The organism is Paenibacillus alba, assembly GCF_013204855.1.
In the GTDB taxonomy this organism is placed as follows: Bacteria; Bacillota; Bacilli; order Paenibacillales; family NBRC-103111; genus Paenibacillus_E; species Paenibacillus_E alba.
In genome coordinates this window covers 191495-214022 of record NZ_JABMKZ010000002.1, presented here as the reverse complement: position 1 = coordinate 214022, position 22528 = coordinate 191495, and the positions used below count along the sequence as shown (strand labels likewise).

Sequence of the window (22528 nt, the reverse complement as noted above, 5' to 3'; positions counted from 1 at the left end):
TTTCCAACGTCTGAATGTCATGCAAAGGAGACCTTATATGAAAACAACTTCACATATGGTAGAAAAAGAAATCGATGACCGCGCGGTGCTGGTTAGCCTGGTCACTCAGAAACAAAAGAAAAATGAATTGCTTGCCGAATATTCCTTGCAGGAACTGGTCAAGTTAGCTGAAACAGCAGGGGTCCTTGTTCTGGAAACGATGACGCAGAATAAGGAAACCAAAGACTCCAAATGGTTCATCGGCAAAGGGAAGGTCGAAGAGCTGAGACTTCGGCTTGAGGAGCTTGGCGGGAATACGGCAATTTTTGACCAAGAATTATCGGGCGCTCAAGTGCGGAATTTAGAAGCAGCCCTAGATGTGAAAATTATCGATCGTACTCAGCTCATTTTGGATATCTTCGCGCAGCGAGCCAAAACGCGTGAAGGGATTATTCAAGTTGAGCTTGCGCAGCTTAGCTACTTGCTCCCAAGGCTGTCTGGACAAGGAAAAAACCTCTCGCGTCTTGGAGGAGGAATTGGAACCAGAGGTCCCGGTGAATCCAAGCTGGAAACAGATCGAAGACATATTCGCGGGCGAATTGATGAATTGAAGGCCCAATTGGAAGAAGTTGTTCGCCATCGTACCTTGCATCGCGAGCGCCGCAAGAAAACAGGCGTGTTTCAAGTAGCGCTTGTTGGCTATACCAATGCTGGCAAATCAACTTTATTGAAACAATTGACACAAGCCGACGTCTATATAGAGAACCAATTGTTCGCTACCTTAGATCCAACATCACGGACAATGGAGCTGCCAAGCGGCAAAGAGATCGTTCTGACGGACACCGTAGGATTTATTCAGAACCTGCCGCATGATCTTGTTGCATCCTTCCGTGCAACGCTAGAGGAGGCCAATGAGGCTGATTTGATCCTGCATGTAGTCGACAGCTCAACAGATATGCGCAACGAGCAAATGCGTGTCGTTGCAGAAGTATTAGAAGAGTTGGGAGCGCATCAGAAGGAACAATTGACGCTTTTCAATAAGATTGATGTTTGTTCCCAGGAAGAGCGGGAAATGCTCTCTACCGAAGGGGAATTTCTGAAAATCAGTGCGTACAATCAGGAAGATTTGGAACGGCTTCGCGATGTGATTCAAGAGAAGCTGATGGGCGAGAGCAGAGAGTTTCGCATCCCGGCAGACAAAGGCGATATTATTTCCTTGATGTACCGCATCGGCGATGTGCTCGAGACAGAAGTAGATGGGGAAGACATGGTATTCAAAGTGCGAGTCAACAAGGATGATTATGTGAAGCTGGCTTACCAATTAGTCGCCTATGATCAACAAGCCCAGCAAGAGTTACAAGATCATGAGGGAGAGAGTTATTAACCATGCAATTCGGGGATAAAGTTATGGGTTTAATGGAAAGCGCTGAACGCAAAGTGGAAAGTGCTTTCCGGCAAATTGAGAAAACTATTGATTTGAATCAATGGAAAGTCATTAGCGCCTTTCAGGAGCACAAAGTAAGCGATTATCATTTCGCCTCTTCGACGGGGTATGGCTATAATGACCGCGGCAGAGAAGTGCTCGATCTTGTATATGCCGATGCTATGGGAGCAGAAGCGGCACTTGTTCGTCCACACTTCGTTTCGGGTACCCACACGATTGGGACTGCGTTATTTGGTGTTCTGCGACCAAGCGAACATCTACTTTACATAACGGGGAAGCCCTATGACACATTGCACAAAGTGATTGGAAAGCCAGGGGACGGTACGGGTTCCTTGCAGGATTTCGGCATCGCTTACAGCGAGGTTGCATTGACCGAAGAGGGTGCTCCCGACTGGCCGGCTATCGCAGCGGCCATTCAGCCGAATACCAAGGTTATCGGCATACAGCGCTCCCGCGGCTACTCCTGGCGCCCGTCATTCACGATTGAGCAAATCGGCGAAATGGTCCGATTCGTGAAGGAAATCAACCCAGCACTTATCGTTTTCGTCGATAATTGTTATGGCGAATTTACCGAGCTGCAGGAGCCGACGCAGGTTGGCGTCGATCTGATGGCCGGCTCGCTGATTAAAAATCCGGGCGGCGGCATTGCCCCGTCCGGAGGTTACATTGCCGGGCGGCGCGACCTCGTGGAGCTCGCCGCTTATCGGTTAACCGCCCCAGGAATCGGGGGCGAGGTCGGCGCCATGCTCGGGACTACGCGAGCGATGTTTCAAGGGCTGTTTCTTGCCCCGCATCTAGTCGGGCAAGCTGTTAAGGGCTCCGTCTTCGCCGCCGCGGTATTCGAAGAGCTGGGCTTCGAGAGCCATCCGCGTTGGCAGACGCCGCGTACGGACCTTATCCAAGCGATCCGCTTCACATCCGCAGATCACTTGATCACTTTCGTGCAGGGCATCCAGAAGGCGGCGGCTGTGGATTCGCACGTGGTGCCGGAGCCTTGGGACATGCCTGGATATGAGCATCCCGTTATCATGGCGGCAGGGACTTTCATACAAGGCGGCAGCTTGGAACTGTCGGCAGATGCGCCTATTCGCGAGCCTTACATCGCTTATATGCAGGGTGGACTAACGTATTCGCACTGCAAATTAGGGGTGCTGACAGCTATCCAGCATATGGTAGACAAGGAATTGATATGAAAAACAAGACTGTGAACAAACCTAACACTCCTTGACACGTTTTTGTGAGAAAGGTACAATAAGGTTGAGGTACTTACGGAGCAGGAGTGATTAGCATGAGTGATGAAATACGTAGAAATATGGCGTTGTTCCCAATCGGAATTGTCATGAAGCTGACAGATTTAACTGCGAGACAAATTCGCTATTATGAACAGCACGAACTTATTATTCCGGCAAGAACAGCAGGTAATCAAAGACTCTATTCCTTTAACGATGTAGAACGTCTTCTTGAAATTAAAGATTTGATTGAAAAAGGTGTCAACATCGCAGGGATCAAGCAAGTTCTTATTCCTGTGGACAAAGATTCCGAGGATGCGACCATTTTGAACGAGCATACGGAAGTTAAGCGTAAAGAATTAACCGACTCTCAGCTGCACAAAATGTTGAAGCAGCAATTGATTGGCGGCGGAAAACGGCCTGATCAGGTTTCACTGATTCAAGGGCAACTTTCCAGATTCTACAAGTAACATTTCGTAAGCGTTTGTAAAATCGAGAGGAGAATGCACACGTGAGCTACAATGATAATTATACAAAAGAAGATATTCTTCGTATTGCAAAAGAGGAAAACGTTCGCTTCATCCGTTTGCAATTTACAGACTTGATGGGCAGCATTAAGAACGTGGAAATTCCTTTCAGCCAGCTTGAAAAAGCGCTCGACAATAAAATGATGTTCGATGGCTCTTCCATTGAAGGATATGTTCGTATTGAAGAGTCCGATATGTATCTATATCCGGATTTGGATACATGGGTTATTTTCCCTTGGGTGACAGAGAGCAAAGTAGCGCGTTTGATCTGCGATATCTATATGCCGGACGGCAGCCCGTTCGCTGGAGATCCTCGTGCTATCTTGAAAAATGCTTTGAAACAAGCGGAAGAAATGGGTTACACGGCAATGAACGTAGGTCCGGAGCCTGAGTTTTTCTTATTCAAAACAGATGAAAAAGGCAATCCGACAACAGAACTGAATGATCAGGGCGGATACTTTGATTTGGCTCCAATGGATCTTGGCGAAAACTGTCGCCGTGACATCGTTCTGACACTGGAAGAAATGGGCTTCGAAATCGAAGCTTCCCACCACGAAGTGGCGCCAGGTCAACACGAAATCGACTTCAAATATGCAGATGCGATTAAAGCAGCTGACCAAATCCAAACGTTCAAGCTGGTAGTGAAAACAGTAGCTAGACAGCATGGCCTGCATGCAACGTTTATGCCTAAGCCTTTGTTCGGTATGAACGGCTCCGGCATGCACTGTCACCAATCGCTTTTCAAAGACGATGTCAATGCTTTCTATGATGAGAACGACAAGTTAGGATTGAGTACTGTAGCAAGACAATATATGGCAGGCGTACTTCGCCATGCACGTTCTTTCGCTGCGATTACCAATCCTACGGTTAACTCTTATAAACGTCTTGTTCCTGGTTATGAGGCACCTTGCTACGTGGCATGGTCAGCGAGTAACCGGAGCCCGATGATTCGTATCCCGGCTTCCCGTGGATTAAGCACGCGTGTTGAAGTGCGCAACCCGGATCCTGCGGCTAACCCATATTTGGCGCTGGCTGTTATGCTTGCTGCTGGTCTTGATGGGATTAAGAACAAAATGCAGCTGCCTCCTCCAACTGACCGCAACATTTATGTCATGTCGGAAGAAGAGAGAGAAAGTCAAGGCATTCCAAGCTTGCCGCTCGATCTCAAGCAAGCGCTGGACGAGTTGCTTCGTGATGACGTGATCTGCGATACACTTGGCGAGCATGCTTTGGCTCACTTCTATGAGCTCAAAGAAATTGAGTGGGATATGTACCGCACACAAGTTCACCAATGGGAAAGAGATCAATATCTGTCCTTGTACTAGAATGATCGTCAATTCGAGCATAAACAACTAGATAGGAGAAGCCCGTCAAAACTAGGAACTTTCTAGGTTGATGGGCTTTTTCACGCGAAGGAGAAGAGATGTAATGGACAATTTTCAGAGGAATTTGGAAAAGTATGCCGAGCTTGTCGTCAAAATCGGGGTGAATTTGAATAAAAGGCAAGACCTTATGATTGAATCGCCACTTGAGTCCTTGGAGCTGACTAGGCTTATTGTCAAAAAAGCTTATGAAGCGGGTGCGAACTTCGTTCAAGTACATTGGCAGGATGATGTCATCACTCGCAGCAAATTTGAACATGCGCATGATGATGCTTTGGATTATTATCCTCTGTGGTATACAGAAATGTTGGAACGTTTTGTTGAGAACGGCGGGGCTTTGTTGAATATCAAGGTGCCAGATCCTGATTTGTATGCAGGCATAGAGGCAAGCTTGATTTCCAGAGCATCCAAAGCCGCTGCCAAGGCGAGAGCCAAGTATCAGCAGTATGTTAGGACAAGTACATTCAGCTGGTGTTTGATTAAAGCACCTACTGTAGCATGGGCGAACAAGGTATACGCAGAACTGCCGGAGGAGCAGCGTGTTAATGCGATGTGGGAGGCTATTTTTAAAATAAACCGCGTATATGAAGAAGATCCGGTTGCCGCGTGGCGAACGCATATTGAGCAGCTAAAACGCGTTCGCAAAGTGTTGAATGAGAAGAAGTATCGAGCCCTGCACTATCGCGCAACAGGAACTGACTTAACCGTCGAGTTGCCAGAAAACCATATTTGGCTTGGCGGCGATAAAGCGAATGGGAGTGGGATTCGATTTGTTGCCAATATGCCAACAGAAGAAGTCTTCACAATGCCAGCGAGAACGGGCGTTCGCGGTGTCGTTTCAAGTACAAAACCATTGAATGTGAACGGGGCGTTAGTGGATCGTTTTTCATTCCGATTCGAAGAAGGGAAAGTTGTGGACTACCAAGCTGAGGTTGGTTATGAGCATTTATCCCGATTGCTGGATATGGATGAAGGTGCTCGCTATTTGGGCGAAGTAGCTCTTGTTCCCTATGATTCGCCGATCTCCAATCTGGATCGAATTTTCTACAACACTGGCATTGATGAAAATGCTTCCTGCCATCTTGCTTTGGGCAGCTGCTACCCCATTAATGTGAAAGACGGAGCTACGCTCTCAACGGATGAATTGAAGGCGCGAGGCGGGAACACGAGCTTGATTCATGTTGATTTTATGATTGGCACATCAGATCTAGAGATCGATGGTTATTTGGAAGACGGCACGGTTGAACCTATTTTCCGTGCGGGGAATTGGGCGCTTAAGTTTTAAGCAGACTGCTTAGGCGAAGCTTGGCTGAGGCTTAGATGGCGTCAAATAGATGCCAGCATTGAACGTGCGTTGAGCCCGCGAAAAAGGCGGTCTCGGGAGGCTGACAGCAGCGAACCCGCTCTGAGCCTGCCGAAAAGGCAGGCTCAACGCTTGAAGAAAGCTGTAGCCCCGCGAATGTAGGCTGAGCCGGCGAAAAAGGCGGTCTCGGGAGGCTGACAGCATCGATCCCGCTCTGAGCCTGCCGAAAAGGCAGGCTTGACGCTTGAAGAAAGCTGTAGCCCCGCGAATGTGGGCTGAGCCAGCGAAAAAGGCGGTCTCGGGAGGCTGACAGCAGCGAACCCGCACTGAGCCTGCCGAAAAGGCAGGCTCGACGCTTGAAGAAAGCTGTAGCCCCGCGAATGTGGGCTGAGCCAGCGAAAAAGGCCGTCTAGGTTCGCCGCAATCGGAAAAGGACATTATTAAATTAGCAGACATGAAGAAAACCAAAATAAAGGCGAATTTCCATTCAAATTGAATGGGAATTCGCCTTTATCCACTTTAATGCGTTTCAAAAAATTAAAAGTAGTCCTGTATGCCGTGCTACATGTCGCGGAACAAGCCGATAACACGACCCAGAATCGTTACGTGCTTCAGGAGAATCGGTTGCAAAGCGGAATTCTCCGGCTGAAGACGGATATGGTCACGTTCTTTGTAGAAGCGTTTCACGGTTGCTTCGTCGTCTTCTGTCATTGCTACAACAATGTCTCCGTTATTAGCTGTTTGCTGCTGCTTAACGATGACGTAATCACCATTATGAATACCAGCTTCAATCATACTGTCTCCCATAACGCTGAGCATAAATACATTATTGTCTTTGACCATACTGACGGGAAGCGGGAAATAGTCTTCGATGTTCTCTGTTGCTGTGATAGGAACACCGGCGGTAACTTTCCCGACGAGAGGTACGCGAGCGACAGAGATGGCAAAATGCGTTTCTGCGCCATCCAAGCCCAGAATTTCAATTGCACGTGGCTTGGTAGGATCTCGACGAATTAAACCCTTCTTCTCAAGACGTTCCAAATGGCCGTGTACAGTAGAACTGGAAGCTAGTCCAACAGCTTCTCCGATTTCTCTAACGGAAGGCGGATACCCCTTATCTTTCACTTCGTTCTTAATGAAATCCAATATAGCTTGTTGACGCTGCGAAATCTTACTCAATAGTTATCACTCCAATACTGGGAATCATTACCCAAAGTATAACATAGAACCCGAGTTCGTACAAACATAAGTTCGAGAAAAAGCATTGACTCAAACATGTGTTCGTGTTATTCTGATATCAGAACAAATGTTTGGGAGATGATTACTCATGTATATGGCTTATTCGAACTCTAACCACTCACACCTACCTCGTAGATCAGCTGACGCATCCAAAAGGATGACTTTTAGTTTCGGTAACACAAAAGCGTTTGTTCGCTTTTTCTTGTTAGCGATTATTCTGGTAACGGTGTTTTCGTTTGGTGCTATGGTTCAAGCCTATGCAGGGGATGCAGCAACTACTTCAACAAACACTTCAGCGGTTAAGCAAGCTTCTTCGAACTCAAATCAAATTTACAGAACAGTCGTACAAGAACGAGTTGTCATTCAACGAGGCGACACGATCTGGGAGATTGCTTCATTACATAAAAAGAGTGGAGAGAACATTCGTTCCTATATAGATAAAATTAAGACAATCAATCATTTAACGACCAGCGCCCTTCAAGAAGGACAAGTACTTATTCTTCCGGGATCCTAATCTCACAATTAATTCGTTTATATAACATAGGGGTGGGGACTTTTCCTACACCTCTTTTTGCTGTTTCCTTGACATTCCTGAAGCGGGATGGCAAAGTATTATTCATATTGAATTTTTGTCAGGGAGGATCATTATGAGTGATGATATGGATAAAAACATCGAGCGTATCAATGAACTTGCTCGCAAAGCAAAAACAGTCGGCTTAACCGATGAAGAAATTGATGAACGCAATGAATTAAGAAAAAAGTACATCGAAGCTTTCCGAGGCAATCTTAAAGTTCAACTTGATTCCATCAAGTTTACGGACGAAGAGTAGTTGCTTGTTTATATAGAGACAACATTCAAAAGGGGAAATGAATGATGACGTTGAAAGCCGTACTTTTTGATTTGGATGATACGCTTTTGTGGGATGATCGCAGTGTGCAGGAAGCTTTTGAAGCGACATGTGCCGAAGCGGCTAAGCATGCAGCAGTGAATCCTGAGGAGCTGGAGGCTTCTGTTCGCAAGGAAGCTCGCGCATTATATGAAACATTTGATACTTTTGCGTTCACGAAGATGATAGGCATTAATCCATTCGAAGGACTTTGGGCTAATTTTACGCAAGGTGAAAACGAGAACTTTCGTAAGCTGGAAAAGCTAGCACCTGGTTATCGCACGGAATCTTGGTCAAGAGGGTTAAGCGCGCTGGGCATAGAAGACCGCGAGCTTGGTTACAAGCTTGGGGAACTTTTTGCTGCAGAACGCCGCAGCCGTCCTTTCGTCTATGAGGAAACATTCCGAGTGTTGGACGTCTTGAAAGGAAAGTACAAGCTTCTATTATTAACAAACGGCTCTCCTGATTTGCAAAAAGAAAAATTGGCAGGTGTACCGAACATCGCTGCCTATTTTGACCACATCGTCATCTCTGGGGAATTTGGTGTAGGTAAACCAGATGTTTCTATTTTCAATCATGCTTTAGGTTTGCTTGGTATCCAAGCTGAAGAGGGAATCATGATTGGGGACAAGCTGACAACGGATATTCTGGGGTCAGGCAGAGTGGGGATGCGCAATATATGGATTAACCATCATGGCCTTCAAAGTGGTGATGAGATCGTACCAGCGTACGAGGTGTCACGACTACAAGATATTTTACCAATCATTGCGAACGGGTAACACAATTATTCAAAAAGCCCAACGGCTGTATGGACCAATGTCCTGCACTGTTGGGCTTTTGTTTCATTGATACAATTAAGCTTTGATAAATTCCGGATCTTCGATGTTGTAAGCAACCCAGCCATCTTTTTCGATAAAGAGACGAACAGCGACGATTTCACGGTTGTCCATTAAGGTAAAGAAATGGTTTGTATTCTCTGGAACAGAAATTACGTCACCAGGCTCAAGCTCAACGTCAAAATAACCAACTTCGTCTTCGGATTTAATAATGAAAATTCCTTTGCCGGACACGATAGCGCGAATTTCATCTTCGGTATGCGTGTGGACTTGCTCGAACTTCTGGAGAAGCTTTTCGATATCAGGCGTTGAATCCGAGAGGGCAATAACATCCCAAATTTCGTAGCCACGTCTAGCAGCCAAGTCGCGGATTTCTTCTTCATAGGTGCTGATGATTTGAGCCTTCTCGTCATCACTCAAGATGAATTTCTCGCGAAGTGCCTCAGGAAGCTTAGTAGGATTCCAGTGCTCATAGACGACATTGTGGCTATCCAAGAAGGCTTTTACTTCTGCTTCGCCTTCAATTCGTTCATTGGTTTTGCGAATTCTTATTTGTGCCATGCTGCATCCCTCTTTCTAAATAAATATACTATGTATTATAGTTGAAATGAGAGTGGCTGTCGATGGAGGAAGAAAAATTTTTCCGATAAAACCTATAGGTAATTAAGTTTATTCAAAATCTTTTCATAGAAGCCTTATTCTGTTACACTAAATCTTAACATAATTTGTCGTTTTTAATTCGATATCGTTTAGGATAAGTTGAAAGGGAGTCATGTAATGTCTAAACCGCCGATTCAAGAGCAGCTCAAGAAAAAGATCATGATCCTCGATGGTGCCATGGGTACGATGATTCAGCAGGAGAACTTAACTGCTGATGATTTCGGAAGCGATGATCTAGATGGATGTAATGAAATTCTTTGCGTCACACGCCCGGACATTATCCGTAAAATTCATGAAGCTTATTTCGCAGCGGGTGCTGATATGATAGAAACGAACACATTCGGTACAACGAGTGTGGTTCTTGCAGAATATGAATTACAAGACCGTCATCGGGAATTAAATTTGGCGGCAGCCAAGCTGGCGATTGAAGCGGCGAACAAATACTCAACACCGGAGTGGCCGCGTTATGTTGTAGGAGCAATGGGTCCAACTACGAAGACGTTGTCAGTCACAGGTGGAGTCACATTCGAACAGTTGGAAGATAGCTACTATGAACAGGCGTTAGCTTTGGTTGAAGCAGGTGTAGATGCGATTCTGCTGGAAACTTCACAAGATACGCTGAACGTGAAAGCGGGAAGCATCGGAATTCGCCGTGCATTTGAACAAACGGGTATTGAGCTTCCGATTATGATCTCAGGAACGATTGAACCGATGGGGACTACATTAGCCGGTCAAAATATTGAGTCCTTTTATATTTCACTTGAACATTTGAAGCCTATCTCTATGGGACTTAACTGTGCAACCGGTCCCGAGTTCATGAGGGATCATATTCGTACGTTATCTGATATAGCAGATTCAGCGATCAGTTGTTATCCGAATGCAGGCTTGCCTGATGAGAACGGCCACTATCACGAATCTCCGGAATCATTGGCTAAGAAAATGGCTGGATTTGCCGAGCAGGGGTGGTTGAATATCGCAGGAGGCTGCTGTGGAACAACGCCGGATCATATTCGTGCAATGGCCGAGACATTAAGTCAGTATAAGCCTAGAATGGAATATGGGACTCATTTGCCTGCGGTTTCTGGGATTGAGACGTTGTTCATTGAACCTGAGAACCGTCCAATTATGGTCGGCGAACGGACGAATATTTCGGGCTCCCGTAAATTTAAACGTCTGATCAAAGAAGGCAAGTTTGAAGAAGGATCTGAGATTGCCCGTACGCAAGTGAAGAACGGCGCTCATGTCATCGACATTAACTTACAGGATACCGACATTGATGAGGCGTATGCGGTTGAAGAGTTCATGCAGCAAGTTGTGAAAAAAGTAAAAGTTCCGCTAATGATTGACTCCACGTATGATCACATTATCGAGCTTGGACTCAAATATTCACAAGGGAAGGCTATCATTAACTCGATTAACTTAGAGGATGGCGAAACGAAGTTTGAGGGCATTTTGCCATTAATCAAACGGTACGGGGCTGCTGTCGTCTGTATTCTCATTGATGAGCGAGGCCAAGCTGTTTCGCGCGAGGCGAAAATTGAAGTGGCGACGCGCTCCTATGAGCTTTTAACACAGAAGTATGGGATGAATCCCGAAGATATTATCTTCGATCCGAATATGTTCCCTGTTGGCTCAGGAGATCCACAGTATATCGGTTCTGCTGTAGAAACCATTGAAGGAATTAAGATGATCAAGGAGAAATACCCGAAAGCCAAAACGATTTTGGGCTTAAGTAATATCTCTTTTGGTTTGCCGGATGCTGGGCGTGAGGTTCTAAACTCCGTTTATTTGTACCATTGTACGAAAGCAGGTCTTGATTATGCTATCGTAAATACGGAGAAGCTTGAGCGGTATGCTTCCATACCGGACACAGAACGTCAATTAGCTGAAGAGCTCATTTATAATACGAACGACGAGACACTAGCTCAATTCGTTGCTCATTTCCGTGAGAAAAAGGTTGAGAAAAAAGAGAAAATTTCCAATCTTTCCTTGGAAGATAGACTTGGTTCTTATGTGGTTGAGGGAACCAAAGAAGGCTTGATTCCAGATTTGGAGATTGCCTTGCAAACCTATTCACCGCTGGAGGTCATTAACGGACCGCTCATGAAGGGAATGGAGCAAGTAGGCCGACTTTTCAACAACAATGAGTTAATTGTCGCAGAAGTTCTGCAAAGCGCCGAAGTGATGAAGGCCTCCGTGAATTATTTGGAGCCGTTTATGGAGAAATCCGAAACTGCGGTGAAGGGCAAGATTATTTTGGCCACGGTGAAGGGCGATGTGCATGATATCGGGAAGAACCTGGTCGAAATTATTTTATCGAATAATGGCTATAAAATTGTTAATCTCGGCATTAAAGTACCGCCAGAGCAAATTATTGAAGCTTATCGGAAAGAACTGCCGGACGCGATTGGTTTATCTGGATTGCTCGTCAAATCAGCCCAGCAAATGGTGATCACGGCGCAGGATTTAAAAACAGCCGGTGTAGACGTACCTATATTGGTTGGCGGCGCCGCGCTTACGCGTAAGTTCACCAAAACACGTATTCAGCCGGAGTATGAAGGTGTTGTCCTGTATGCGAAGGATGCGATGGACGGGTTGGATATTGCCAACCGACTTAGTGATCCTGAACAACGCAAGCGACTCATTCAAGAGCTTAGAGAGAGCTTGGAATCGGACGTTATGGATACTGGCAAGAAAGAAGAAGCTATGCCGCAGCTAACGCGTGTGAGTTCTTCCGCTGTTTCCAAAGATTTGCCGGTTCAAGTTCCTCAGGATACAGAGCGCCACATTCTCAGAGATTATCCTATTAGCCATTTGATGCCATATGTCAATATGCAAATGCTGCTCGGACATCACTTGGGCTTAAAAGGCAAAGTTGAACAACTGCTCGGCGACAAAGATTCGAAGGCCATGCAGTTAAAAGATACAGTGGATTCCATCCTCTACGCGGCTCAGAAAAATGGCATCATTAAGGCACACGGGATGTATCGCTTCTTCCCGGCTCAATCGAATGGGAATGATATCATCATTTATGATCCGCAGGATCACAGCAAGGTGCTTGAGACCTTCACTTTCCCGCGTCAGGATAAAGAGCCGTACTTGTGCTTGTCAGACTATTTGAAATCTGTTGAGAGCGGTCAAATGGATTATGTAGGGTTCCTATTAGTTACAGCAGGACATGATATTAATGAACTTGCCAAAGAATGGCGGGATAAAGGGGATTATTTGAAATCCCATGCGCTGCAGGCAACAGCTCTAGAGGTTGCGGAAGGATTTGCGGAACGCATCCATCATATTATGCGGGATGTACTAGGAATTGCCGATCGTGCAGATATGACTATGCAAGAGAGATTTGGCGCGAAATATATCGGCCAACGCTTCTCCTTCGGATATCCGGCTTGTCCAAATCTGGAAGATCAAGCGAAGCTGTTCCATCTGTTGAAGCCTGAGGATATCGGAGTAGAGTTGACTGAATCCTTCATGATGGAACCGGAAGCGTCCGTATCCGCGATTGTATTTGGACATAAAGAGGCGCGTTACTTTAACGTAGGTTAGTTCGTTGATGAATAAAGCGAGGCAGCTGGTACGGACATTCATGTTCGGCAGCGTCCTCGCTTTCCATTTGTAATTCACAAGCAGAGAATGGAGTTTTAAATCGTGGATTTGTATTTTTTGGGAACAGGGGCAGGCATGCCCTCCAAGCAGCGAAACGTGACTTCGATTGCGTTGAACTTGCTTGAAGAACGAGGAACCTATTGGCTATTCGATTGCGGTGAAGGAACACAGCAGCAGATTCTGAATTCACCTGTGAAATTGGGACGTACAGAAATGATTTTCATCACCCATTTGCATGGCGATCATCTGTACGGTCTTCCAGGGTTGTTAACAAGCCGCTCTTATTTAGGAGGGGATACGCCACTTACGCTGTATGGCCCTCCAGGCTTGAAGCGCTTTGTTGACACAGCCCTTGAAGTGAGCGGTGCTCATTTGACGTATACACTTCAGATCGTGGAAATCTTAGAAGAAGGCATTATTTTTGAAGATGACAGCTTTCAAGTGCAGACGGCACGATTGGAGCATCGGATTGAGTGTTTTGGCTTTCGTATCATAGAGAAGGATCAACCAGGCAAGCTTATGCAGGATAAGTTGAAGGAACTGGGAGTCCCCGCAGGGCCGATCTATGGAAAGTTGAAGCAAGGCCAGACGGTTCAGTTGGAAGATGGTCGAACGCTTCACGGGGTGGATTTTCTGGGAGCTCCGATTTCTGGAAGGATCATCGTCATTCTAGGTGATACACGTTATTGCAATGGAGCACAACGACTTGCTCGCGGCGCGGATGTATTGGTTCATGAAGCCACGTTTGCCATGGAGAAGCAGGAGCTTGCGTATTCCTTTGATCATGCTACATCACATGATGCAGCAAGGATAGCTCAGGAAGCAGGAGCCAATGTCCTGATCATGACGCATATCAGTTCACGCTATCAAGGAGATGCTGTGTCCGAACTTCTGCATGAGGCTCAGCAGGTTCATAAGAACAGCTATTTAGCCAAAGATTTTTGGAGTTTCGAATTGCCGCGAAAGGTGTGACAAAGAAGTCTTCTTCCAACAGGGAGGAGACTTCTTTCGCTTTTGTAAGGAAGCTGAGTTTTTCGTTAGAGAGCAGTTATTTTATCCCGTTTCCCTCATAAACTAACCAAAAGCAGTTAGAAATCTGAGGTGAAGCTATGGGAATCACTTGGGCAGAAGTGCTGCTTTCAATCTTCATGTCTTCCATTTTCTACATTATGATCAGGGAAATATGCCAAGCCTACAAAGACACTGAATCATGATAACAGTCATCGTCAGGTTGCTTCTTTTGGCCGTTTAACGGCATACATAAGACTATCCGCTTGCAGGAGAATGGGTACATCCTGTCTCGTTATTTCTAGGCGCATAGGTGTAGTTGATAGATGAAGCCGCTCCCAGCCTGTATATTTCGCTTGTAGAGACGCTAAAGCACGCTCTTGTGACATGACTACTTCGATATATGTTTCGCGTTTCTGGCCTGTGCGTTGATCGAATTCTTCAATATTTGTATTCATCATAATAAAATTAATGCCTCCAGGCTTGGTTCCTTCAGCCATCCTGCGCAGAACCTTGTTGAAGGATTTTTCTGACTTTACATGCTCCAGACTTGAAGCGGCAACAATGTAATCGTAAGTATCCGGGGGAATTTCATAGCTGCTGATATCTGCTTGTTCGGTGCTAATTAACGTGTCAACGTTGAATTCATGACTGTAGACTTGCAGCTTCTCTAAAGCTAGATCAAGCAGATCTACACAATGGATTCGTCCTATGGAGGGCTTTAATCGTTGTGCCAAAGGAATGGAATTCCGACCTACCCCACAGCCCAAATCCAGAAAGGCAAGCGGGCGCTCATTATCCAACTTCTCTATTAGCTGCATGACCAAAGGGATCGGTTTATCCAGCCAAGATCCTTTGGCATAGAGACGATGCTGTTCAAAGCACGCTTCATGATATTGCTTTTCCTCTTGGCGAATTCGTTGTAATCGAGCTGTATTCATGCGGATTCCTCCAATTTCAACAATAGATAGTTTGTCTACGCATATATACCTCGTATCCGGGAAATTCAAACAATTTTAGCCATATAGGGTTAGAGCTTGCCTGGCAATAGGGGAGGAAAATCGACTATATACGGATGTGCTTTTGATCTGATAAAATTAATGTAAACGCTTAAGAAATGGGGTGGACATGACGTATTCAGTTTACAGACGGACTGTAATGGAAATATTCCTGGTCGTGTTTGTAAGTGCAATGTTTAGCTTAATAGGTTATAGCCAGACTGCCAAAGCAGCGGAAATTCCTGTATCTGAAGGAAAATCTGCCGTTGCTTCTTCTGTGACAGGGGCAACCTACAGTGCAAACCAAGCCATAGATCGGTTTATTCAGACCAAGTGGGCCGCCGGGAGCTTGCAATTGCCGCAATGGCTAACGGTAGATCTTGCTCAAAATGTTCACGTGAAACGTATTGAAACGGTTTTTGAAAAAGTCGATAGCTCCTATCAATACACGATTGAAACATCAGCGGATGGTATGAATTGGAGCAGTTTTGCCGATAAGTCTACGAATACGGAGCTGAATTTCCCCTATTATTCCGATATTGGGGATAGCTTAGCTAGATTCGTACGCATACAAGTGTTAGGCGTTGGGACTCCTGGCGATGGAGCAAGTATTTATGATTTTCGCGTCTATACAACGAATGAACCTCTCCAGCTGCTTTCCCTTAATAAAACGACAGCTGCTTACAGCAGTTTCTCCTCTGCTCTTGGTTCTTCAAAGGCTGTAGATGGTGATCTATCAACTCGCTGGGCACCAAGCAGCACCACATTGCCACAGTGGCTTGTAGTTGACCTCGGGCAGCTGCTTAATGTGCAGCGTTTTGAGACGACTTATGAGAGACGGCGTGAGGCTTATGGCTACAAGATTGATTTTTCAATCGATGGGCTTACTTGGTATACGTTTGCGGACCGGACCGGAAATTCACAGCTGGGAGAGCCTCGCTATGTGGATGAAGGGAATGTAACGGCTCGATACTTCCGTTTAACAACAACAAGCGTGGGGACGCCGGGGACGTATGCGAATGTAGCCGAGTTTCAGATTTATGGACCAGGCGGAGGAGCAGTGCCAGGAACTTCGCAAACTTTAAATCGTATTGCTCTTGATTTGACCAATTATGCGATAGTGCCAGGCCAGACCGCAACCAGCTATTTGACAGCCACGTACAACAATGGAAATTCACAAAATATTTCGGCAGGAGCGACCTATACGATAAGCAATCCTTCCGTAGCAACGGTCAATTCAAACGGTATTATTTCGGGTGTTTCATCCGGGACGACCTATTTGACCGCAACCTATCAAGGGAAAACAGCTTCAGCATCTGTGACGGTTTCTACGGCACTTGCTAATTTGAATCGTATTGCTTTTGACACGTATTCTTATTCCATGCAGATCGGCGCGAATCGCTATCCTTATGTGATCGGTTACAAAATTGACGGCAGTACGCAAACTTTGACAAGCGGTATCACCTATGTAAGTTCAAATCCTTCTGTTGCTTCTGTAAATACAAACGGAGCTATAACGGCGTTAGCGGTAGGTTCGACAACGGTTACTGCCAGTTATAGCAATTTCACTGCTTCAACGACGGTTTCTGTGACAACAGCTATGAGTCGACTTGAAGCAGATTCCAGCAGCGTAGCCTTGGCGCTTAACGGAACTAGATATCTAACCATCAATGCTTACGACAGTAATAATAATGCGACAAATGTAACATCCAGTTCAAGCTATACCAGCTCGAATCCCGCGGTTGTAAACGTCAACTCAAGCGGCTATCTTTCGGCGTTGTCAGCAGGCAGCACTACGATTACAGTCACTTATAATTGGATATCCACTTCCATCTATGTGACAGTAGGCGCGGGCGCGGTTGATGGGCTGGTTCCGACCTGGAATTATGGATCCAGTCTAACTTCTTCGTCGGCAACAGATTCTAGTGTGACGTTAGCTTGGACGGCTGCAACGGACAATGTTGGTGTTACCTCCTACCGGATATACAACGGTTCGAATTTGTTAACGACCGTAAGCGGGAGCGAGCTAACAACCAATTTAACTAGTTTGACGCAAGGTGAAACCTATCATTTTAAGGTTGAAGCGGGTGATTTGGCTGAGAATTGGTCAGCGACTGGACCTGCCGTGGATGTAACTTTACAAAGTGTTGCCGTAAATGCTTTGGCGAACAAACCCAATAGTGTCTTGAATGGTGAATTAATTCGCGAGAACTCGCCAGAAGGAGGCTTGTTGTCCAGAGTTCGAGTGAATGGCGAGGCCTTAAATTCTGCTTTTACTGCACTTAATGCCAATGCTGAGACTTTATTGACTATGCATTTGCAGGATTATAAAGATACAACCCTGATTGAATTTCCTGCAAGTGCTTTTGCCAATGTACAAGTGACCAACTACACGGCTGTTATTCGGATTGAGTTGGACGGCAATTATATGTCTATTCCACTGCTGCTAATGAAAAATCATGCCATGCAAGCTGGTGGTGGAGATGGTTTGATCAGTGTGCAAATTAAACACATAGCAGGACAACTAGCTGGAAAGGTTAGTCAGAAGGTTACTGGGGCTAATGCCAATTTGCTAGTTACGAATCCTATGGAATTTCAGATCCGTGTCGGCGGAAACGAGCTTAATACGCTAGATGGCATCTATGTGGAGCGTTCGCTTGTTCTGCCGGGAGCATCGTACCCGACCAATTCTACAGCAGTCCGAGTAGATGCGATGACAGGAGAATCATTTTTTGTTCCATCTACATTGAGCAATGACGAAGGCAAGTGGACGATGCATATTAAAGACCAGTATGGCGGTATTTATACGGTTATTAATGCCAACAAGTCCTTTGTCGATATGCAAGCTCATTGGGCGCAAGCTGATGTAGAGAAGCTAGCTTCGAAAGGGATTGTCAGTGGTGTGAGCGGTGATAAGTTTGATCCAGAGAAAGAGATTACACGAGCTGAGTTTGCAGCTTTGTTAATCAGAGCGCTTGGCCTTCGCGAGAATAGCCTAGATGCTTCTGGAAGTGGAACCTTTCAAGATATTCGCAAAGAAGATTGGTATGCTGGAATCGTGGATATGGCGGCGAAAGCAGGCCTCATTCAAGGTTATGATGACGGCACGTTTCGTCCGCTTCAGAAAGTTTCTCGCGAGCAGATGGCGGCTATGGTGACTCGTACCCTGCAAAGCGCTGGTCAAACGGCTGTAACTGTAGCGGAAGACACAATTTTGAACGCTTTTAAAGACCACAATGCCATTGACGATTGGGCTCGAGAAGCGATGGCCATTACTTTGCAAAACGGGTTGATTCAAGGTGTTTCAGATACCAAGCTTGATCCAAACGCAAATGCAACAAGAGCACAGGCAGCTGTCATGCTGAATAGATTGCTTGTTTATATGAAGTTTATAAGTTAAATGTTAGATGCTGACCGCAATTCGTCTAGAAGACGAGTTGCGGTCTTTGGCATGCCGCGCAAAAATTACAAAAGCTTAACAACACGAAGACGAACATTTAATAATCCTCTGCTAACCTTGAGAAGTGAGACTCCAGTTGAAAGGTGTGAGGAAGTTGAGTGGAATGCTTCTGAATACGGCCGCCCAGCATACTAAGCTTTCGGTTTCGCTTGCCCGCAGTGCACGAGAGATTGAGCAAGCCCTGCGATTAAGGTATCAAGTTTTCGTTGAGGAAGAGAACAATCTGCAGCTGCGAAACGAAGAGGGTATTGAAAGAGACGCTTATGATGCGTACTGTGATCACCTGATTGTCAAAGATATCGAAACAGAGCAGGTGGTTGGTACGTACCGATTGCTTCCTGGAGATCGTGTTTTGCATGGAATAGGATTTTATTCAGAAACGGAATTCGATCTGGCGTCCTATGCTGCTTACAAATTACACACGCTTGAACTCGGGCGCAGCTGTATTGATCCAGCATATCGCGGAGGCAAAGCCATTCAACTGCTGTGGGAGGGGATTGCCGGCTATATCAGTGAGCAGAATTATACGCATTTGATTGGTTGTGCGAGTGTTCATATCAAAAATCTGGAAGAGCTGAATTTGATCTATTCACTGCTCCGGCACAAACAAGTCATTACAGACCGATACGGAGTTAAACCCCTTTCAACACATCGCATTCATGGTCTTGCACAAATTGAAATAGACAGCAATGATAAGGACATTTTCCGTAAACTCCCGCCTCTGATGAAAGGCTATCAATGGCTTGGTGCAGAGATTGGCGGAGATCCGGCTTATGACGAGAGTTTCGGGACTGTAGATTTCTTCATCATTTTGCAAAAAGATCGCATTACGCGTCGTTATAAACGTCATTTTCTTACCACATAACCAAGCAAGGAGGATCTGATTTGTACGATTGGATCGGACAATTAACGTCAAATGAGCAGAAAATGGCTCGAATCGAAAAAGTCATCCGTTTGTTCCCAGACTGGATGATATCAATGACATGCTCAGTGGTCGCTTTTATTGTATACATGGCACTCGGCAAAGGATTTCTGCGGCGCATGAAGCTTAATTTAGTAGAACTGCTGGGTGGAATGCCTGAACGTTCATTGAAACTATTGATCAAGCAATACGTGGAAAATGTTGTGTTTACTTTGTGCGAAATTTTATTTCGATCCCAAACATTGCCAACTCATTCTACATCTAATTTTAATGTTCTAGGTGAGGATGCGCTTGAAGAAGCGAGTAAACAGGCAAACGGGAAAGGTTTCATCATCTTTACTCCGCATGTTGGGAATTTTTTCTACTACTATTGGTATTTATCTCAGAAATATGATTGTTTGACCGTTGCTTCAGCAGGGAGTCCAGAACTTAAACCGCTCTACTTGAAGTTTGCTGCATTGGGCTGCAAAGGTTTGGATTATGACAGCGTTCCCCAGCTGGAAATGTATCGAACTTTGAAAAAGCATGTACGATCAGGGGGGATAGTCTTTCTGCTTGGTGATTTCTGGCGGCCGAACTTTCCGTTATCCAGACTATTCGGCAAACTAACGCGCACCCCGGAAGGTGCTGCCATGTTAGCGCTGGAGCTGCAAGTACCTGTTGTCCCCTTTTACGGCTATCGTCTTCACGGGTTTAAGCATCAGCTTCAATTTGGCGCACCGATATATTTGCATGAACAATTGGATGGCTCTGGTCGCAAAGAGCGTTCCGCGGCGAATCTGACTTTAAATTCATTCATTGAGCAAGTCGTTCGTGAACAGCCATCGGCTTGGTTTTACTGGTTCAATACACATGAGCGTTGGGAAATCAGTTCAGATGAAGCGGAAGGCAGTCTAGTAGGAAATCATGCATTTGCAACAGCGGAAGTGGGATAACATACAGCGATCCAAAGGATAGGTGATCATCAGATGGACACAGGAAGCCACTTGCTTTTCGGCGTTTCCCTAGCAGGTTTAGCCTGCTTGGAACCAGCAGTCGTGCAAAATCCAGATCTAGCGCATGCCATACTTGCAGGTACCCTGATTGGCTCGCACGCTCCTGATTTCGATACATTGGCTCGTCTCAAAGGATACGCCACATATTTGCGTGTTCATCGCGGCATTACACACTCACTGCCGGCCTTATTTATCTGGCCTGTCCTTATCAGTGTACCTCTAGCAGCCATGTTTGGTGTCTGGGAGCACTTGATAAGCTTATACTTATGGACGTTTGCAGCCGTCGTGTTTCACGTGTTTCTTGACTTATTTAATGTGTACGGCGTCCAGTGTTTTCGGCCTTTGTCCGCGAAATGGTTTCATCTGGACACGCTTTGTTTGTATGAACCTTTCTTATTCGCCCTTCATACGCTGGGAATCCTTGTTTGGCTCTTCGTCTGGGGAGGGAGTGGAGGCAGTCACATCGGTGAAATGTTCGGGCTCATCTATGGCGCAAGTTTCTTCTATATCGCGATCAGGGCATCACAGCGCAAGCGGTTGATTGAATCAGTTAAAAATGAACTCAAACTCAGCGATGCGATATGTCATCTTATTCCAAGCCTGAGCTGGTTTCATTGGCAATTCGTTGTCGAGGGAGATATGCGCTTCTATTTGGGAGAGATTCGCGAGGGGCGAATCCAGGTGCAAGAAGAGTATAGTAAAGCGGAATATACCAATGCGGATACACATCCGATCGTGCAGGCAACGATGGGCACCGATGGGGTCAGAGCATTTCTGCACTTTGCGCAGCGAATTCACGTAAGCTGGAGCGAGAAGAGTGATGGCTACGAGGTACAGTGGCGTGATGTGCGTTTCTGGTATAAACGCAAGCTGTCCTTCGGCGTTAATGTACATCTAGACCGCGACATGAACGTCGTCAGCGACACGCTGGGATGGGATAAAAAGGCGTGGGATCCGCCCTATGTCTAAATGAAAGAATAGCGAAAAAGCCTTGCTCCTAAATGGGAGCAAGACTTCTTTGCTTTTGCTAGAGGGTCTGGCCAAATTCCCCTGAAAAGAGCAGTTCGTTAAGGGGACGTCGGGTTGAAGGCGTTTCGCGTTCTTGGAATTTCTCGGCAAGGGCATCGACAGAGCCGCGGTAGCCGATCGCGATTACAGCATGAATGTCATAATCCTCAGGAATTTGAAGCGCTTCGCGAGCTTGATCGCGATGGAATCCACCCATAGCATGAGTAACAAGTCCTTGGTTATTGGCCTCTAGGGCAAGATATCCCCAAGCTGTACCTGCATCGAATTGATGACTAGGATTGTTGTCGCCTCTTGCTGTCTTGGTATGAGAGATCACAAGGGCAAGCACTGGAGCCTTCTCGCACCATTCCCGATTAGCAGGCATAATGAACTCGTGGAACTTGGCTTTCTGCTCATCCGTACGGGCAATGATGAAACGCCAAGGCTGCAAATTGCTGCCGGATGGGGCCCATCTTGCTGCTTCGAATAGGCTAAGAAGTACATCCTCAGTCACTTCTTGATTCGTAAATGAGCGCGGGGACCAGCGTGTTAGGAACTGCGGATTGATTTCATGATCGGGCTGACGATTCGTTTCGATTTCAGTTGGTAGAGAGCTTGTCACGATGAATTCCTCCTTCAGATTGTATTCTTCCTAATTTTACCTGATTTCTGCAAGTAATACGAGTTTCTGAAAATTCCCATGAATAGTATGGTATTTCTCGATTTTGGCAAAACTAGTTGTTATGAAATCAAGCTCCAAGAAGAGGGTGCGAGGAACTATGAATTTTACTAGTCATGATGTCATTATCATTGAAAGAGCATTGCGAGCGGCTATGAAATATGAAATGGAAGAACAGCGCTCAAGAGATTATCAAGAAGTTTTAGTCAAAATGCAAGAGAGTGCAAAGCATGCCCTCCATGTGAACGCTGCTCTTACAAGTGGAGATCATGATGGTTTACGGTATGATTACGATGATTCATCGGATCTTATGTAGACATGCGAACGTATATTCTGTAAAATGGAAGAAACGAAATG

General features: G+C 45.8%; 19 protein-coding genes. 15 read left to right on the top strand and 4 right to left on the bottom strand.

Annotated elements, in window-relative coordinates; translation table 11 throughout:
• The first annotated feature begins 37 nt into the window (after positions 1–37).
• The 5 genes from hflX (at position 38) to HQN90_RS01025 (ending at position 5846) form a co-directional block, all read left to right on the top strand.
• Complete coding sequence (hflX, locus tag HQN90_RS01045) at positions 38–1363, top strand: GTPase HflX (RefSeq protein ID WP_173215645.1); 1326 nt, start codon at positions 38–40, stop codon at positions 1361–1363.
• A 32-nt stretch (positions 1364–1395) separates the two neighbouring features.
• Positions 1396–2616, top strand: a complete 1221-nt coding sequence (locus tag HQN90_RS01040; protein WP_411830230.1) for a methionine gamma-lyase family protein — start codon at positions 1396–1398, stop codon at positions 2614–2616.
• Positions 2617–2711: 95 nt separating this feature from the next.
• Entirely contained in the window at positions 2712–3122 is a 411-nt protein-coding gene (locus HQN90_RS01035; RefSeq protein ID WP_047676992.1) for a MerR family transcriptional regulator, read from the top strand.
• A gap of 41 nt (positions 3123–3163) precedes the next feature.
• Positions 3164–4504 (top strand): type I glutamate--ammonia ligase, encoded by a 1341-nt coding sequence (glnA, locus tag HQN90_RS01030; RefSeq protein WP_079420923.1) that lies wholly within the window; start codon positions 3164–3166, stop codon positions 4502–4504.
• A gap of 103 nt (positions 4505–4607) precedes the next feature.
• Entirely contained in the window at positions 4608–5846 is a 1239-nt protein-coding gene (locus HQN90_RS01025) for an aminopeptidase (RefSeq protein ID WP_173215641.1), read from the top strand.
• 579 nt (positions 5847–6425) lie between these two features.
• On the opposite strand, the gene lexA is transcribed toward HQN90_RS01025, so the two are convergent.
• Entirely contained in the window at positions 6426–7043 is a 618-nt protein-coding gene (lexA, locus tag HQN90_RS01020) for a transcriptional repressor LexA (protein WP_173215639.1), read from the bottom strand.
• 217 nt (positions 7044–7260) lie between these two features.
• Between lexA and HQN90_RS01015 the strand changes: the two genes are divergently transcribed.
• The 3 genes from HQN90_RS01015 (at position 7261) to HQN90_RS01005 (ending at position 8769) form a co-directional block, all read left to right on the top strand.
• Positions 7261–7617 (top strand): LysM peptidoglycan-binding domain-containing protein, encoded by a 357-nt coding sequence (locus HQN90_RS01015; RefSeq protein ID WP_246361979.1) that lies wholly within the window; start codon positions 7261–7263, stop codon positions 7615–7617.
• A 133-nt stretch (positions 7618–7750) separates the two neighbouring features.
• Positions 7751–7933, top strand: a complete 183-nt coding sequence (locus tag HQN90_RS01010; RefSeq protein WP_079420926.1) for a DUF896 domain-containing protein — start codon at positions 7751–7753, stop codon at positions 7931–7933.
• Between the two features lie 44 nt (positions 7934–7977).
• Positions 7978–8769 (top strand): HAD family hydrolase, encoded by a 792-nt coding sequence (locus HQN90_RS01005; RefSeq protein ID WP_173216446.1) that lies wholly within the window; start codon positions 7978–7980, stop codon positions 8767–8769.
• A gap of 75 nt (positions 8770–8844) precedes the next feature.
• On the opposite strand, the gene HQN90_RS01000 is transcribed toward HQN90_RS01005, so the two are convergent.
• Positions 8845–9387 (bottom strand): cupin domain-containing protein, encoded by a 543-nt coding sequence (locus HQN90_RS01000; RefSeq protein WP_173215637.1) that lies wholly within the window; start codon positions 9385–9387, stop codon positions 8845–8847.
• A gap of 216 nt (positions 9388–9603) precedes the next feature.
• Between HQN90_RS01000 and metH the strand changes: the two genes are divergently transcribed.
• Both metH and rnz read left to right on the top strand, forming a co-directional pair.
• Positions 9604–13041, top strand: coding sequence for a methionine synthase (gene metH / locus HQN90_RS00995; protein ID WP_173215635.1), 3438 nt, complete (start codon positions 9604–9606; stop codon positions 13039–13041).
• Between the two features lie 102 nt (positions 13042–13143).
• A complete protein-coding gene (gene rnz / locus HQN90_RS00990) occupies positions 13144–14073 on the top strand; it encodes a ribonuclease Z (RefSeq protein ID WP_173215633.1) in 930 nt (309 codons plus the stop codon).
• A gap of 254 nt (positions 14074–14327) precedes the next feature.
• On the opposite strand, the gene HQN90_RS00985 is transcribed toward rnz, so the two are convergent.
• A complete protein-coding gene (locus tag HQN90_RS00985; RefSeq protein WP_173215631.1) occupies positions 14328–15050 on the bottom strand; it encodes a class I SAM-dependent methyltransferase in 723 nt (240 codons plus the stop codon).
• Between the two features lie 187 nt (positions 15051–15237).
• Between HQN90_RS00985 and HQN90_RS00980 the strand changes: the two genes are divergently transcribed.
• The 4 genes from HQN90_RS00980 (at position 15238) to HQN90_RS00965 (ending at position 21453) form a co-directional block, all read left to right on the top strand.
• A complete protein-coding gene (locus tag HQN90_RS00980; RefSeq protein ID WP_173215629.1) occupies positions 15238–18507 on the top strand; it encodes an S-layer homology domain-containing protein in 3270 nt (1089 codons plus the stop codon).
• 163 nt (positions 18508–18670) lie between these two features.
• A complete protein-coding gene (locus HQN90_RS00975; RefSeq protein WP_173215627.1) occupies positions 18671–19432 on the top strand; it encodes a GNAT family N-acetyltransferase in 762 nt (253 codons plus the stop codon).
• A 20-nt stretch (positions 19433–19452) separates the two neighbouring features.
• Positions 19453–20424, top strand: a complete 972-nt coding sequence (locus HQN90_RS00970; RefSeq protein WP_173215625.1) for a lysophospholipid acyltransferase family protein — start codon at positions 19453–19455, stop codon at positions 20422–20424.
• Positions 20425–20457: 33 nt separating this feature from the next.
• Positions 20458–21453 (top strand): metal-dependent hydrolase, encoded by a 996-nt coding sequence (locus HQN90_RS00965; RefSeq protein WP_173215623.1) that lies wholly within the window; start codon positions 20458–20460, stop codon positions 21451–21453.
• Positions 21454–21511: 58 nt separating this feature from the next.
• On the opposite strand, the gene HQN90_RS00960 is transcribed toward HQN90_RS00965, so the two are convergent.
• The gene (locus HQN90_RS00960) at positions 21512–22114 is read right to left on the bottom strand and encodes a nitroreductase family protein (RefSeq protein ID WP_173215621.1); all 603 of its coding nucleotides are present in this window, start codon (positions 22112–22114) and stop codon (positions 21512–21514) included.
• Between the two features lie 157 nt (positions 22115–22271).
• On the opposite strand from HQN90_RS00960, the gene HQN90_RS00955 reads away from it, so the two are divergent.
• The gene (locus HQN90_RS00955; protein ID WP_246361976.1) at positions 22272–22487 is read left to right on the top strand and encodes a hypothetical protein; all 216 of its coding nucleotides are present in this window, start codon (positions 22272–22274) and stop codon (positions 22485–22487) included.
• Positions 22488–22528: the final 41 nt, after the last annotated feature.

Excerpts from the sequence above, each read along its gene's own strand:
- HQN90_RS00985 (WP_173215631.1), bottom strand. The coding sequence starts at position 15,050 with ATGAATACAGCTCGATTACAACGAATTCGCCAAGAGGAAAAGCAATAT.
- HQN90_RS01025 (WP_173215641.1), top strand. The coding sequence starts at position 4,608 with ATGGACAATTTTCAGAGGAATTTGGAAAAGTATGCCGAGCTTGTCGTC.
- hflX (WP_173215645.1), top strand. The coding sequence starts at position 38 with ATGAAAACAACTTCACATATGGTAGAAAAAGAAATCGATGACCGCGCG.
- HQN90_RS01015 (WP_246361979.1), top strand. The coding sequence starts at position 7,261 with ATGACTTTTAGTTTCGGTAACACAAAAGCGTTTGTTCGCTTTTTCTTG.
- HQN90_RS00965 (WP_173215623.1), top strand. The coding sequence starts at position 20,458 with ATGGACACAGGAAGCCACTTGCTTTTCGGCGTTTCCCTAGCAGGTTTA.
- HQN90_RS00980 (WP_173215629.1), top strand. The coding sequence starts at position 15,238 with ATGACGTATTCAGTTTACAGACGGACTGTAATGGAAATATTCCTGGTC.
- HQN90_RS00975 (WP_173215627.1), top strand. The coding sequence starts at position 18,671 with ATGCTTCTGAATACGGCCGCCCAGCATACTAAGCTTTCGGTTTCGCTT.
- metH (WP_173215635.1), top strand. The coding sequence starts at position 9,604 with ATGTCTAAACCGCCGATTCAAGAGCAGCTCAAGAAAAAGATCATGATC.
- HQN90_RS01040 (WP_411830230.1), top strand. The coding sequence starts at position 1,396 with ATGGAAAGCGCTGAACGCAAAGTGGAAAGTGCTTTCCGGCAAATTGAG.
- HQN90_RS01005 (WP_173216446.1), top strand. The coding sequence starts at position 7,978 with ATGACGTTGAAAGCCGTACTTTTTGATTTGGATGATACGCTTTTGTGG.
- HQN90_RS00955 (WP_246361976.1), top strand. The coding sequence starts at position 22,272 with ATGAATTTTACTAGTCATGATGTCATTATCATTGAAAGAGCATTGCGA.
- HQN90_RS01010 (WP_079420926.1), top strand. The coding sequence starts at position 7,751 with ATGAGTGATGATATGGATAAAAACATCGAGCGTATCAATGAACTTGCT.
- HQN90_RS01035 (WP_047676992.1), top strand. The coding sequence starts at position 2,712 with ATGAGTGATGAAATACGTAGAAATATGGCGTTGTTCCCAATCGGAATT.
- HQN90_RS01000 (WP_173215637.1), bottom strand. The coding sequence starts at position 9,387 with ATGGCACAAATAAGAATTCGCAAAACCAATGAACGAATTGAAGGCGAA.